At 48.5% G+C, this 13,519-nt stretch carries 13 protein-coding genes; 2 read left to right on the top strand and 11 right to left on the bottom strand.

Annotated features, from left to right (window positions below; all coding sequences use genetic code 11):
* Positions 1-163: 163 nt before the first annotated feature.
* From ACZ2XM_RS04180 to ubiG, 3 genes are all read right to left on the bottom strand, one after another.
* On the bottom strand, positions 164-949 hold the full coding sequence (locus ACZ2XM_RS04180) for a YciK family oxidoreductase (RefSeq protein WP_490587128.1): 786 nt from the start codon (positions 947-949) through the stop codon (positions 164-166).
* A 191-nt stretch (positions 950-1,140) separates the two neighbouring features.
* A complete protein-coding gene (locus ACZ2XM_RS04175; protein ID WP_490587127.1) occupies positions 1,141-1,845 on the bottom strand; it encodes an HAD family hydrolase in 705 nt (234 codons plus the stop codon).
* A 51-nt stretch (positions 1,846-1,896) separates the two neighbouring features.
* Positions 1,897-2,670, bottom strand: coding sequence for a bifunctional 2-polyprenyl-6-hydroxyphenol methylase/3-demethylubiquinol 3-O-methyltransferase UbiG (gene ubiG / locus ACZ2XM_RS04170; protein WP_490587126.1), 774 nt, complete (start codon positions 2,668-2,670; stop codon positions 1,897-1,899).
* A gap of 433 nt (positions 2,671-3,103) precedes the next feature.
* Between ubiG and ACZ2XM_RS04165 the strand changes: the two genes are divergently transcribed.
* Positions 3,104-3,724 (top strand): thiol:disulfide interchange protein DsbA/DsbL, encoded by a 621-nt coding sequence (locus tag ACZ2XM_RS04165; protein WP_490587125.1) that lies wholly within the window; start codon positions 3,104-3,106, stop codon positions 3,722-3,724.
* 182 nt (positions 3,725-3,906) lie between these two features.
* On the opposite strand, the gene yjgA is transcribed toward ACZ2XM_RS04165, so the two are convergent.
* The 8 genes from yjgA to mazG form a co-directional block, all read right to left on the bottom strand.
* On the bottom strand, positions 3,907-4,419 hold the full coding sequence (yjgA, locus tag ACZ2XM_RS04160; RefSeq protein WP_490587124.1) for a ribosome biogenesis factor YjgA: 513 nt from the start codon (positions 4,417-4,419) through the stop codon (positions 3,907-3,909).
* Between the two features lie 104 nt (positions 4,420-4,523).
* Positions 4,524-5,465, bottom strand: coding sequence for an RNase adapter RapZ (rapZ, locus tag ACZ2XM_RS04155; protein WP_490587123.1), 942 nt, complete (start codon positions 5,463-5,465; stop codon positions 4,524-4,526).
* A 138-nt stretch (positions 5,466-5,603) separates the two neighbouring features.
* Positions 5,604-6,503 (bottom strand): pantoate--beta-alanine ligase, encoded by a 900-nt coding sequence (gene panC, locus ACZ2XM_RS04150; RefSeq protein WP_490587122.1) that lies wholly within the window; start codon positions 6,501-6,503, stop codon positions 5,604-5,606.
* A gap of 34 nt (positions 6,504-6,537) precedes the next feature.
* Entirely contained in the window at positions 6,538-7,338 is an 801-nt protein-coding gene (panB, locus tag ACZ2XM_RS04145) for a 3-methyl-2-oxobutanoate hydroxymethyltransferase (protein WP_490587121.1), read from the bottom strand.
* A gap of 123 nt (positions 7,339-7,461) precedes the next feature.
* Positions 7,462-8,007 (bottom strand): 2-amino-4-hydroxy-6-hydroxymethyldihydropteridine diphosphokinase, encoded by a 546-nt coding sequence (folK, locus tag ACZ2XM_RS04140; protein WP_490587120.1) that lies wholly within the window; start codon positions 8,005-8,007, stop codon positions 7,462-7,464.
* A gap of 16 nt (positions 8,008-8,023) precedes the next feature.
* Complete coding sequence (gene pcnB, locus ACZ2XM_RS04135) at positions 8,024-10,327, bottom strand: polynucleotide adenylyltransferase PcnB (protein ID WP_490587119.1); 2,304 nt, start codon at positions 10,325-10,327, stop codon at positions 8,024-8,026.
* A gap of 302 nt (positions 10,328-10,629) precedes the next feature.
* Complete coding sequence (locus tag ACZ2XM_RS04130; RefSeq protein ID WP_490587118.1) at positions 10,630-11,016, bottom strand: ComEA family DNA-binding protein; 387 nt, start codon at positions 11,014-11,016, stop codon at positions 10,630-10,632.
* 72 nt (positions 11,017-11,088) lie between these two features.
* Entirely contained in the window at positions 11,089-11,964 is an 876-nt protein-coding gene (gene mazG, locus ACZ2XM_RS04125; protein ID WP_490587117.1) for a nucleoside triphosphate pyrophosphohydrolase, read from the bottom strand.
* A gap of 171 nt (positions 11,965-12,135) precedes the next feature.
* On the opposite strand from mazG, the gene ACZ2XM_RS04120 reads away from it, so the two are divergent.
* On the top strand, positions 12,136-13,449 hold the full coding sequence (locus tag ACZ2XM_RS04120; RefSeq protein WP_490587116.1) for a nucleotide sugar dehydrogenase: 1,314 nt from the start codon (positions 12,136-12,138) through the stop codon (positions 13,447-13,449).
* Positions 13,450-13,519: the final 70 nt, after the last annotated feature.

Genomic DNA, 13,519 nt, shown 5'->3' with positions numbered 1-13,519 from the left:
CTCTCCCCTTTATATTCGTTATTTATCTGTACTATATGATCTGATTAGTACTAGATTGTCTATAGTATATGGGGAGAATTTGCCTAATTTTCAATCAATTACGGCACTCTGTTTGGTTACAGATTGTGCAGAATTTAAAGGACTACAACTGCTCTTATAAACCTTACTTAGGCTGTAAAGCCACCACTTGACCACGCACGCCAATGCTGTCATCCGCCATCAAACACAGGTAGCCTGGCATGATATCTTCAGGGGTCTTTAGGCTCATAGGATTCTCCCCAGGAAAAGCATGAGCACGCATGTTAGAGCGGGTGCCGCCCGGATTAATACAGTTAAAGCGCAGATTGGTGGTCGCTTGCGTCTCTTGAGTAAAGATATCGCTCATCCCTTCAACCCCTTGCTTCGATAGCGCATAAGCGCCCCAAAATGCTCGAGGGTGCGTGCCGACGCTACTGCTGGTAAACACCACTGAGCCATTGGCCGAAGCCTTGACTAGCGGTAACAAGGCTTGGGTTAGCATAAACACCGCAGTGAAATTTACCTGCATCACCTTGGCAAAAGTATCAACATCATACATCTCTAATGGGGTCAATTCGCCTAAAATCCCCGCATTGTGCAAGATGCCGTCGAGTCGGCCAAATTCTTTATTGATCAGGTTTTCTAATTGCTGCATCTCTGTATAGCTGGCACTGGCTAGATTCAGCGGCAGCATAGCTGGTTGCGGTGCTCCCAAGGCTTCAATCTCATCGTAGACCTCTTCGAGCTTGCTGGTGGTTCTACCTAGTAGCAAGACTGTAGCGCCATGTTGGGCATAAGTGAGGGCAGCCACTCGGCCAATACCAGAGCCGGCACCCGTGACTAAAATTATCTTGCCCGCCAGACAGTTCGCTGGGGCTTGGTAAGCACGGATTTGATCATGAGTAAGCGGATTAGCAGTAGTAGAGGTCATAGCAAGGCTCGTAAATAAGACAATAAGTATCAAAGAAAATTAAACAAGAATCAGGGGATAGCTTTGAACAAACCTCCCCATCTGTAGCACCAGTATTTACTTCAGCAACAGTATTTATTTCAACTAAAATTTAACTAAAACAGTAGTCTCTAATTAGGGACTAAAGACGACTCACTAGCAGAGCCTATTACCTATAAATAGTCAAACTTGGAAGACTGTAATAGCTTGGCTAATTTCGCAGGGGTCTCCGTAATATAGTCCGCCCCCCAATCTGCTAAGGTATCCTGATCTTCTGGGGGAATATAACCGTAACTGGCCAACACAGTAATCATACCAGCGGATTTACCCGCTTCGATATCCCGCAGATGGTCGCCGACATAAATGACCGTCTCCGCAATACCGCGTGGTAAGCCCAATTTTTCTAATGCCAGATACATTGGCTCAGGATCCGGCTTAGTATAGCGAACATCATCGGGACACACCAAGACTGCGCAGCGCTCGGTTAAGTCCAACGCATCCAATAACTTTTCAGCCAAATAGCGCGGCTTATTGGTGACGATGCCCCAAGGCGTCTCTTTAGCCTCTAAGTCTCTCAATAAGGGCTCAAGCTCGGCAAAGATACGACTGTCGACACAGATATCGGCCTCATACTCATCTAGGAACTGCTGACGATAGTCCTGCAGCGTCTCTTCATTAATCGGCTGCTCGTTGTGCGATAAAATAAGCTTGACCATCGCCGAGGCGCCTGCAGAGACTTGTTCACGGATGTCCACATCGTTGGGCGCTTGCCAACCGTGCTGAGCGCTCATACGGCGGATAATACGAACAAAATCAGCGGCGGTATCGATTAAAGTACCATCCAAATCAAATAAGACTGCTTTTACAAACTGGGCCATAGCTCTACTCTAATTAATCAAGGATTCTCGCGTTAAGCGGCAAAATAAAATTTAGCTGGGTTTTTTCACCGACATCATATAGTTGACATCGACATTTTGCGCGAGCCAGTAACGTTTGGTCAAAGGATTATAATGCAGACCAATCATATTATCGCGCTCAAAGCCGGCGGTGGTCGCCATTTTATCGAGCTCGGCAGGGGTGATAAACTTAGCGTAGTCATGGGTACCCCGGTCGAGTAAGCGCAGCACGTATTCTGCCCCCACGATAGCGAATAAATAAGACTTAGGGTTGCGGTTAATGGTCGAGAGCACACAAACACCGCCTGGCTTTAGCAAGTCAAAACAAGCTTGGACGATAGCACTGGGGTCAGGCACATGCTCTAGCATTTCCATACAAGTGACCACATCAAACTGGCCCTTATGCTCAGCAGCAAAGCTCTCGGCAGCAATATGCTGATAACGCAAAGTAGCCGATAAGCCACTCTGCTCCGCATGCACTGAGGCCGCCTTCAGGTTTTCTTCCCCTAAATCAATACCGGTAGCATCAGCCCCGCGGCGCGCCATAGATTCGGTTAGGATGCCCCCGCCACAGCCGATATCTACGACTCGCAAACCCTCTAGATCCGTGCCCATTATTTCGGCAACGGCGTCAGTAATCCAATTGAGACGCAACGGGTTAATCTCGTGTAAGGTCGCGAATGCCCCTTGCTGGTCCCACCATTCGTCAGCAAGCTTGGTGAACTTCGCCACCTCGTTAGGATCGATATTGGGGCTGGCTGCAGATTGGCTAGTAGTATTCTGAGTATGGCTAGTGGCGCTGGTCATAAAAGGCCCTTGTGATTGGCAATATTAATAAAAGTAAGATAAATAAATATTAGGCTAAATAACGGTTAAGCGTATAAAATCACTACTGCACTTATTGATTGGCGATTTAGCGTTATATTATAGGTTCGCTCAATTATAAGACCATCCCGCGCTATTCGGGTAAAGGATTGTTGCTATTATTGCTTAGGTGGGTAGCCAAATAAGACTTCCTAACAAAGTCACAACCCTTACTTAAGAATTAGCGGGATAAACATGCTTCAAAATAAGATAAGATACGCTATCATAGCTTTAACCCATTTAAGCCTGTGATAAATACTGTCTAGAGCTGTGAAAATATTGTTTAACAGCACAGCTTAAGGTATGAGTATAAGTTGAAACCCCGAATACAATCACGATACCATAGTTATATTTTTTTATTAAGTAAGGATCGCGCATGAAACGTATTGCAGCTCTAACCGGCCTTGCTGCCGCTATCGGTCTTGCCAGCATGGCGACCAATGCCGCCACCTATGAAGCCGGCAAAGACTTCAAAGTGCTAGACAACCCTGAAAAAATAAGCGGTGACGCTATTATCGTCCGTGAGTTTTTTTGGTATGGCTGCCCGCATTGCTATAACCTAGAGCCCCACATGCAGAAATGGGCCAAAACTAAAGCTAAAGATGTGGCCTTCTTTAGAACCCCTGCTGCCCTAAACCCGGTCTGGGAAGCCAATGCTCGTGGTTTCTATGCAGCGCAGTTGCTAGGTTTTGAAGATAAGACCCACACTCCTTTATTCAAAGCTATTCAAGATGATGGCAAAAAATTATTTGACCAAGACTCATTGAGTAAATGGTATGCAAGCCAAGGTGTGGACCGTAAAAAGTTCAATAGCTTATACAACTCTTTTGCAGTAAGTACCAAAGTCGGCCGCTCACAAGCCGGTGCCAAGCGCTATCAACTTAGCGGAGTCCCTGCTGTAGTCGTTCAAGGCAAATATGTGGTGACTGGCGAAGGCGCCAAAGTGACTCAAGTGGTGGATTACTTAGTCGATAAAGCCCGCGCTGAGAAAAAATAATTCAGCACCACTGCTATAATTATAAAAAAACCGCTTATCTGTTGAGATAGGCGGTTTTTTTAGGTCTATTTTTCAGTCCAGCCAAGCAGCTGTGTGAATCAATCAGTAGTCATAAACCCGCACTAATAAAGCAGCACGGATAAATAGGGTCTGTATTAACGGTGCTATTGAGCGGCTAGTGCTTACTCATTAATCAGTGTCAACATCGCCACTTCTTTGATATAGCTGATCAAATCTTGCTCTGACTCTTCTAGCAATTCATCGTCATTCATATGCTTAGCATACTCAATCCATAACAGCAGCTGATAAATACTGTTGCGCTCTGCCATCTTATATTGCTTGCAAAATTGCTTCATGGTGCCTTCGTCATTGATGTTTAAACGACTGGTCCAAGCTTCGATCTTAGCCACTTGCTCAGGGCTAAAACGGGTTTTAAACAAGGCATTGACCAGCTCATGACGGTTCTCCTCACTGATCAGTTTGCCCACGCGCTTGATCTGGCGTTTTTTTGCGATAGCGCTGGTAATGTCTGCTAGCGCGGTTAGTTCGGCTAAAAAGTACTCGCTGACAGGCAACTTCTTCATCTGTTTTTTAGACAGCTCCGATAGCGGTACCGATAGGTCTTGCAAGCGCTCGTGAGCTTTTTTTAGCTCGGTACGCGAGACGCGCATGTCCTGTTCTGACCAATTAATCATAATGTATTCTCAAATAGCGGGGATGGTAATTATCGGGTATTAAGGCCCATCAATAAGGCCTATAACCTCAGGATTTACAAATAACAGCGGTAAAGCTGCGTAGGCTATGCCGACCAACGTGGTTTCTCACGGTGTTTAGCAATAACATTTAAGCCATCAGGCAAGCTGTCACCGAGGCTCTTTTGCAAGGTTTCGGTGATAAAGACCGAGCGATGCTTGCCACCGGTACAGCCAATAGCGACGGTCACGGTATGGCGGTTATTGTCTAAGAAATCGGGCAGCCAACGGGTTAAAAATTTATAGATATCCGTCTGCATTTCATCCACTTCAGGATACTCTGCAAAAAACTCAGCAACTTCCAAGTCGCGGCCGGTCTTGGCGCGCAGCTCCGGATTCCAATGCGGATTGGGCAAAATACGCACATCAAAGACAAAGTCGGCATCGATCGGCAAGCCATATTTAAAACCAAACGACAGCAAATTAATCGTGACTTGGTTTTCGATACCTGTGTGCTCACGGATGCGCTCTTTGAGCTGATGGATATTCAAATGACTGGTGTCTATCTTGATATCGGCATGACTGGCAATGGGCTCTAACAGCTCGATTTCTTTTTTAATAGCGTTTGGCAAATTAAAGACAGGGTTTTCTGCCGTTGCCATTAACGGATGCACGCGGCGGGTGGCATTAAAGCGGGCTATCAACACCGGTTCTTGCGCGGTCACATACAGCACTTTGACCGACTCACTGCCATAGCGTTCGACTAAGGTAGTGAGAATATTAGCAAAGTTAGACAAATCAGCCCGCGGGGACCGCACATCCACCCCCAACGCTACTTTGGCAATGCTGCCATCGACTATCAGTTTGGCTGCGACATCGGGCACCAAAGACAAGGGCATATTATCAATCGCATAATACCCTAGATCCTCTAGAATATTCAGGGCTGAGGTCTTACCCGAACCTGAGCGCCCTGAGACGATGAGCAGCGATATCGCATCCTTTTCGGGCGATGCGGTAGAGGTACTAGCGAGCTGGTGGTTCGGCGACATGAGTTCTTATCCTTGTCAACAACATGACTCTATAAACTGGCGTAATCGTCGTAAATGGTATATTAGCTAATAGCATGACACAGTATTTGAGCGCACTTTACATAGTATTTAAGCGCACTTTTTTGAGCACATTTGCGCTTAGACTTGCTGCTGCACAGTGACTTGTTGATTGTCTAATAAGCGCGCTTTGCCTAACCAAGCTGCTGTAATAATGACCAACTCAGTATCCGTGCCGGCCTCAGTTATCTCGGTCAAGTCTTGTTTTTTCACCTCAAGATAATCCACTTTAAAGCCCGTCGCATTGATACGGGCAATGGTCTCATCAATCAACGCTTGCAACTGAGCGGTACTCGCTTTATCGGTCTCATTACTTGCTGCCAGATGCTGCCCTTGGGCAAGCTCAGTCGCTAGTCGCTCGACCTCACGATGCAAGGTCGGTGCTATCGCTCGCTCGGCCTCACTAAGGTACTGGTTGCGCGACGACAAAGCCAAACCGTCTTGCGCACGCACAATTGGAGCGGCGATAATATCGATATCATAGCTTAAGTCGCGTACCAATTGCCGGATAATGGCCAATTGCTGGTAGTCTTTCTGACCAAAGATGGCAATATCCGGTTGAACGATATTGAACAACTTACTGACCACCAGCCCTACCCCATCAAAATGCGTAGGCCGAGTTTGGCCACACAGCTGCTGGCTGATCTCGCCTGCCAAAACCTGGGTCGGCGGTGGCATAACCGGATACATCTCGGCGACGCTGGGGGCAAAGATATAGTCCGCGCCCACTTCAGCCAACTTTTGCGTATCTGCTGCCAAGGTGCGTGGATAACTGTCTAAATCTTCGCCAACGCCGAACTGCGTAGGGTTGACAAAGATACTCACCACCACGATATCGGCTTGCGCTTTTGCGCGCTTGACCAATTCGATATGGCCGGCATGCAAATTGCCCATAGTCGGGACTAGGGCAATTTTTTGGTTGTGACGGTGCGGTTTTAGCGTCTCCCGCAACGTTTTAATGGTGGTAAAGGTGGTGGTCATTTTCGGTTTCCGCAATGTCGGTCTATCAATAGCTTTAGTTAAACTGGTGCACCTCGGTAGGATAGCTGCCTTGTTGCACGGACTGATGGTATAAGGCAAAAGCCCCTTCAACGCTGCGTTTATCATTGCGCTCATCGGTCAAAAAGTCATGAACGAAACGCGCGGTACGGCCATGGGTCACGCCCAGCATATCGTGCATTACCAACACTTGACCATCGGTATCGCCACCGGCACCAATACCAATCACAGGCACATTTACCGTTTCAGTAACCGTTTTGGCCAATGCCGCTGGCACGCATTCGAGTAGGATAATAGCGGCACCGGCTGCGACTAGTGCTTGCACATCATTAAGTAATTTAGTGGCGCTATCGTCTGATTTTCCTTGAACTTTATAGCCGCCAAAGACGTTGACAGACTGCGGGGTGAGGCCAAGATGCACACAGGTCGGCGTGCCAGCAGCAGCAAGTTTAGCGACTATTTCGCACAGCTCAGCACCGCCTTCAATCTTGACCACATGAGCACCGGCTTGCATGACAGTACGAGCATTAGCAATCGCGTCCTCTAGTGTCACATAGCTCATAAAAGGCAGGTCGGCCATGATTAACGCGTGTTTATTGCTGCGAGCGACGCTGGCAGTGTGGTAGGCCATGTCAGCGATGGTGACCGGTAAAGTAGACTCGTGGCCTTGCACCACCATGCCCAAGCTGTCACCAATAAGGATAGTATCAACGGCGGCGTTTTCCATCATTTTGGCAAACATGGCGTCATAGCAAGTCAAGCAACTGAACTTCTTGCCGTCTTTTTTATATTTATTTAGCGTAGATAAGGTAATCATAGCGGCTCACTTATTAAACGGGTGTCAACGCTGGGCTTGCGCCGCAGCCTACGATATTTCGGATGAGTAGCACGAGGGCTGCCGTGCTAGCGAAAGTAGAGTGTCTGGGAAAAATAGCAATATTTAGGTCAGCCGTGTTAGCCCCGACCAGTCTTGACTGGCCGCATGCTCAGCAATAGCGCTACCGTGAATGACCAAGCTAGGGTTTAATTCTGCTAGCGGTACCAACACAAAGTTACGCTCGCGAATACCCGCATGTGGCACCGTGAGCGTGGGCAAGCAGATGTGCTGATCGCCATAGAGCAATAAATCGACATCCAAACTGCGCTCGCCCCAACGACGCAAACGAATGCGTTGGGCGTCCTGCTCAAGCTGCTGGCAAACGGCTAATAATGCCAAGGGCGCTAAGCTAGTCTCTATCTCCACCACCGCATTGATAAAGTCAGGTTGGTCTTGCGGACCCATCGGCTTGGAGGCGTAGAGGGAAGAGAGACGCACGTGACTGATATCATCGTGCGCCTGCAACGTGGCCACCGCTTGGTGAATATGCTCACTCGGCGTACCCAGCTCATTGGTCAGATTACCACCCAATCCCAAATAGCAACGCTGTGGTTGCTGGTTTTGGTCGCCGCTGAGGTCGCTAAATTGAGCTGCCAATGGATTGGTCATGATAGGTGCCTGCGTCTTATGACTCAGTAGCCAACCGCTCTTTCACGGTTTGCTCTGAGGTGGGAGCACGACGACGACGGGTAGCGGGGACTCGCTCGCTATTTTTCACCACCCCTGTGGCTATTTGCTCAGGGGTAGCAGGCGTAGTCGGACTGGCCGCTTTTCTAGACCTACGCGCAGGCACTGGCTTCGTGTCCGATTTAGCCACTGAGTTCGTATCGGCCTTGGCATCGGATGTAGACTGTGCTTTTGCTGCAGACCTAGCCTTACTATTGGCCTCATTTTGCTTGGCCTGAGCGGCATCCAACTCAGCGTTTTTAGCCTTAGCACTATTAGTGGCTGTATTACCAGTATTGGCTTTAGCGTTACTAGCAGGTTTTTTAGTTGGAGCAGGTTTCTTAGTTGGAGCAGGTTTTGCAACCTCAGCACGGCCATCAACTTGCGCATTATCTACACGCTTAGCGGCAGAGCTAGCGGCTTGTTTGGCCAATTCTACTTGCGTCACCTCTGAGGTGGGCAAACGACGGCGACGCTTACTCGGTACAGTCTCCACTTTAGGCAATAGCACAGCTTCGTTATTACTGCCTCCATTCGGACGCTTAGCGGCGGCAGGTTTTGCTTTAGCCGCAGGCTTACCATTAGCGGCCGGCTGGTCATTTTGTACCGCTGGCTGTTTATGCTGGGCTGAGGGCTGTTTTCTATCCGCTGCAGGGGCTTTAGCTTGGGTTTGCGCTTTGGCCGCTGCTTCCTCTGCTTTTTTCTGCAAAGGCACTTGCTTTGCCATTTTCGCGGCATCAATAGTAAACAACGGCTTAGCCAATTGCGCTGCATGCTGCTCGCCCGCCAGTTCGCCTAGTGACAACCGCTGTAGCTGCTCACGTTCTTGAGCAAACTGCGTGTTTTGCGAGTGTTGTGTCGCAGTATCAGGTGATTTTGGCTGACGCGCACGCATAGGCTTGTGGTCCGATTGGCGCGACGATTTGACGTTATCGTTCGCAGCTTGATTGCTGACCTGATTTGCAGCATCATTGTAGTCGTCATCGCGGTTGCGATTGCGGTTACGGCCACGACTGCGTTTGCTACTGCCGCGACGAGCATCGCCACCAAAGTCATCGATGGCTTGCTGCTTTTGTTTCTCCGACAAGGTCTGATAAGTCTGCCACCACTCGCCCATGCCATTGGTCGACTCGGACAAAGGATTGGACTCATCATCACATTGCTCGCGCAATAATAAGAAGTCGAAAGCCGCCCGGAATCTAGGATGCTCAGCCAGCTGAGTAATTTGTTTGACACGAGGGTTGGCCAGTTTTGGCTGCATTAACCAGATATCGCGGATAAACTGCTCAGCGAATTTTGGAATGGCGGTTTTGATACGCTGACGGTCGATCACGATACTGGCCGCTTGCAGCTGCGCATCGTGGAAAGGCATGTTTTTCTTTTTCAGCTTTGCCAATTGATACAGGTAGTTGTCCCATAACAGCGCGGCATAGAAAAACGCCGGGTTAATACTTTTACCCTGACCAATGCGTTTGTCTGTATTGACAGCGACTTGAGTCACTAAGGCCGTTGGCGCTTCCGGTGGATAGATAATCAGGTGACGGATCGCCCCATACTCAAAAAGTAGCGGCAATAAAGGCACCAAATAGCCGCCGGTAAACATCTTCTGCGACTCATCGTACAAGCGATGCGGTGAGACTTGGTCTAACAGTGACCAATTGTCATCGTGGAACTGCTTAGACAATTCACGATCAAAATCAAAGCCTAACTTGGCCTTAAAGCGCAGGGCTCGCAGCAACCGCACTGGATCTTCTTCAATACGCACAGGCGCATTGCCCAACAGACGCAAGGTCTTAGACTCGATGTCGCCTAAGGCATCGCAAAAATCGTGGACAATCCCTTTTAGCGGCTCGTAATAAAGCGCATTAATGGAGAAGTCACGACGCACAAAATCCTGCTCGATATCGCCCCAGACGTTATCGCGAACAATCATACCGTCATTGGTGGTATGCGCATCGCCGTTTGGCGGCGCACGAAAAGTCGCCACCTCAATCATGTCACGGCCTGAATACACATGCGCCAACTGAAAGCGGCGGCCAATCACGCGGCAGCGCTTACCGAATAAGTCTTTTACTTCATGAGGCTTGGCATCGGTCACGGCGTCAAAGTCTTTAGGATCCAGTCCTAACAAATTATCGCGGACCCCGCCGCCAACAATATACGCCTCATAACCACTTTTAGTTAAGGTGGCAATTACTTCTATAATCGAATTGGGCAAGTCAGCTTTGCTTAACCCCAACTGCTTGGCTGATCGTTCTGCCATGCATCTACTCCCTACGGACAATCTAGAGCCGCGCAGTCTTTCAAGCCACTAATAGGACTATAGATAAGAAATGCGAGACATATTTAGACGCTAGTGTAGCAAATTTTCGCCTGTCAAGGGGCGTAGCTTATGCGTTAAAGTGTGTTTTTAACCATGAAATTGAGCTGTTTTTACCAATATAGCCGAATTAAAAGCGATTTAAATAGCGGCCAAATGCCCCTAATCGCTGCCAAAATGGGTAACGCCCTGACGTAAACCCTGCCATCAGTGGCTACAGATGAATTTCAGGCCGTACTACCAAGTTATTTCACACGCAGCCTATGGCGGTTTTTGGCCAGCGTTTTTTCCCCAATACCTTTGACTAAGGTCAGATCCTCTACCCGCTCAAAGTCGCCAAAGGCTTCTCGATAAAGAATAATTTCTTGCGCTTTATTGCTGCCAACACCCTTTAGCCCCGTCAGCTCACCTTCAGTTGCGCTATTGATATTCACTAACGCATGGTCGCTAGCAAATTGACGCTCCGAAGTGGCTTGGTCTTGCTGCTGCTGTAAATAAGCATAAGCGGCCTTAGGGTCACTAAAACATTGCGTGGCATTCTGCACAGCCCGTGGATTAGGCGTTGCGAAAGTTGCCGTCGTATAAACAGCGCTGATCAGCATCATTACTAGCATGGCAATACACTGTCGCAAGTTGGCAGCTCCCTATACGGTCTGATTATTTGACTTGAATGCTTGCTATTTGTGATGCTATTTGTGGGCTCATTACTCTTGCGTTTTCGCAGCCTCCCATAACGCATCCATTTCCTCTAGGGTACTGTCTTCCACCGTCTTCCCTTGCTCGGCCAGCTTGGCTTCGATATAGCCAAAGCGCGATTTAAACTTATGCACGCAAGTGAGGGTCGCGGCCTCGGCATCCAGACCAACTTTACGCGCTACGTTGACCAAACCGAAGACACAGTCACCAAGCTCTTTTTCTAGCTCAGCCCGCTGTTGTTCGGATTGAACCTGACCTTCTCTAGGTAAGGCTTCTTTTAACTCAGCAAGCTCTTCTTCTAACTTTTCTACCGCGCCATCTACCCCCGGCCAATCAAAACCCAGTTTATTGGCGGCCTTTTGTAGCGATTGCGCCTGCATTAACGCACTGCCTGCTTTGACACTGTCCAAACGGCGTTTAGGTTTGCCTCGTGCCTCGCGCTCTGCATTTTCAATCGCTTTGATTTCATCCCAGCGCTGCTTGACCGCTGCATCGTCAGCCAAATTTTCTTTATCAAACACATGCGGATGGCGACGAATGAGTTTTTCTTGCAAGGTCGCAATCACATCACCCATAGCAAAGCGGCCTTGCTCAGCATAGAGTTGGCAATGAAACACCACTTGCAGTAAGACATCGCCAAGCTCGCCTTTTATGTCCTCATCATCATCTTCTTGCACCGCCTCGCCAAGCTCATAAGCCTCTTCGATGGCATACGGAATCAAACTGTGGTTGCTCTGCTTAATATCCCAAGGGCACTCTGCTCGCAAGCGAGCCATCAGGGCTAATAAATCGGCTAACTCTGCTGTCGCGCTTGGGGTACCGGCTACCGGTGTTGGGGCTATTACTGGTCTTTGCGCTGCTTTGGTGATCGCGGTGTCAGTCATTATCTATTTCCAAAATTTCTAGTAAGGTTATTGCCTGGTTTTTTAGGGGGTGGTCATTTAAAGCCTTTCTGGCAGCCTTGTCATGGCACTGTTATCTAAATGTCATCTAAAAGCGGTAGCATCGCCAATACGACGCTCAGTCCTAATCTACCATAACCCTAGAGGGTAATCATGACAATAATGGCAGGCCCACAGCAGACGACTACGCCTACAACGGTACCGACCCCTTTCGCAGACGCTAAACCTTCCCCCTCTTCATCGCCTATCTCCACTGCTAACCCTATCCGCTTACGCAATATTGCTGTGATTGGTGCCGGCTATGTGGGGCTGTCTAATGCTATTTTATTGGCGCAAGCGCACCTGCAAACCACGGTCACTCTCTTCGATATTGATGCGCAAAAAATTGGCCTACTACAGCAGGGCATCTCACCGCTGCAAGATACGGAGATTTGTCATTTTTTAGCAGAACAACCACTTAATTTAAAGGCTACCGCTGACGCTACAGGTATTTATCAGTCCTGCGATTTGCTGCTTATTGCTACTCCAACCAATTACGATGTGGCTTCCGGTAAATTTGATACGGCTTCGGTGCAGGCCAGCATTGAGTCTATCCGCGAGCAAAACCCTTTTGTGCCTATCGTGATTAAATCGACCGTACCGATTGGTTTTACAGAGCGGATGCACACCCTGTTTGACGCCAATATTGTCTTTATGCCGGAATTCCTTCGAGAAGGCCAAGCACTGCACGATAACCTGTATCCTTCACGGATTATCGTTGGGGCCACGAGTGAGCAAAGTGCGTTTGCGCAAGCGTTAATGGCCTTATATCAGCAAGCCAGTAGCGCCCATACTGCAGAGTATCCCATTGCTACCTTACTGATGCCGCCGACCGAAGCCGAAGCGGTTAAATTATTCGCCAACAGTTATTTAGCAACGCGCATAGCTTTTTTTAATGAACTAGATAGCTTTGCCGAAAAGCACGACCTAGACAGCCGAGCCATTATCACCGGTGTGGGGCTCGATCCGCGTATCGGTCAACATTATAATAATCCCTCTTTTGGCTATGGCGGTTATTGTCTGCCAAAAGACACCCAACAACTTAAAGCCAATTATCTCGGCATCCCCGCCAATCTGATTCACGCTATTGTCGATGCCAACAACACCCGCAAACGCTTTATCGCCCGCAGTATCATTGATCAAAACCCTACCAGTATTGGCATTTATCGCTTAAGCATGAAAAAAGATGCCGACAATTTCCGCGACTCCGCCGTGCTCGATATTATCGCAATTTTAAAGCAACACGGCATGACAGTGACGGTCTTTGAACCCGCCTTAGCCACTGAGCAATTTGCCGATTGTCTAGTCATTAACGACTTAGAGACCTTTAAAAATACAAACGATCTTATTGTCGCCAACCGTTGGCATGACGAATTAAGCGATGTCGCAGATAAGGTCTATAGCCGTGATGTATTTGGCTATAGCTGATGACGGTAGAGAATATACTCTGCAAAGGTTATAACGGTGCTAGTACGAATTCTTTGTGCCTTTGTCAGCG

Source organism: Psychrobacter sp. CoH-33_TS_01 (assembly GCF_058189395.1).
Note: the sequence above shows the minus strand (reverse complement) of the source record. Positions and strands in the feature narration are given on the sequence as shown.

Bases quoted from the DNA above. Each gene is read 5' to 3' on its own strand.
- pcnB (WP_490587119.1), bottom strand. From the start codon at position 10,327: ATGGCAGAACGATCAGCCAAGCAGTTGGGGTTAAGCAAAGCTGACTTG.
- ACZ2XM_RS04175 (WP_490587127.1), bottom strand. From the start codon at position 1,845: ATGGCCCAGTTTGTAAAAGCAGTCTTATTTGATTTGGATGGTACTTTA.
- yjgA (WP_490587124.1), bottom strand. From the start codon at position 4,419: ATGATTAATTGGTCAGAACAGGACATGCGCGTCTCGCGTACCGAGCTA.
- panC (WP_490587122.1), bottom strand. From the start codon at position 6,503: ATGACCACCACCTTTACCACCATTAAAACGTTGCGGGAGACGCTAAAA.
- ACZ2XM_RS04120 (WP_490587116.1), top strand. From the start codon at position 12,136: ATGACAATAATGGCAGGCCCACAGCAGACGACTACGCCTACAACGGTA.
- rapZ (WP_490587123.1), bottom strand. From the start codon at position 5,465: ATGTCGCCGAACCACCAGCTCGCTAGTACCTCTACCGCATCGCCCGAA.
- ACZ2XM_RS04165 (WP_490587125.1), top strand. From the start codon at position 3,104: ATGAAACGTATTGCAGCTCTAACCGGCCTTGCTGCCGCTATCGGTCTT.
- ubiG (WP_490587126.1), bottom strand. From the start codon at position 2,670: ATGACCAGCGCCACTAGCCATACTCAGAATACTACTAGCCAATCTGCA.
- folK (WP_490587120.1), bottom strand. From the start codon at position 8,007: ATGACCAATCCATTGGCAGCTCAATTTAGCGACCTCAGCGGCGACCAA.
- panB (WP_490587121.1), bottom strand. From the start codon at position 7,338: ATGATTACCTTATCTACGCTAAATAAATATAAAAAAGACGGCAAGAAG.
- mazG (WP_490587117.1), bottom strand. From the start codon at position 11,964: ATGACTGACACCGCGATCACCAAAGCAGCGCAAAGACCAGTAATAGCC.
- ACZ2XM_RS04180 (WP_490587128.1), bottom strand. From the start codon at position 949: ATGACCTCTACTACTGCTAATCCGCTTACTCATGATCAAATCCGTGCT.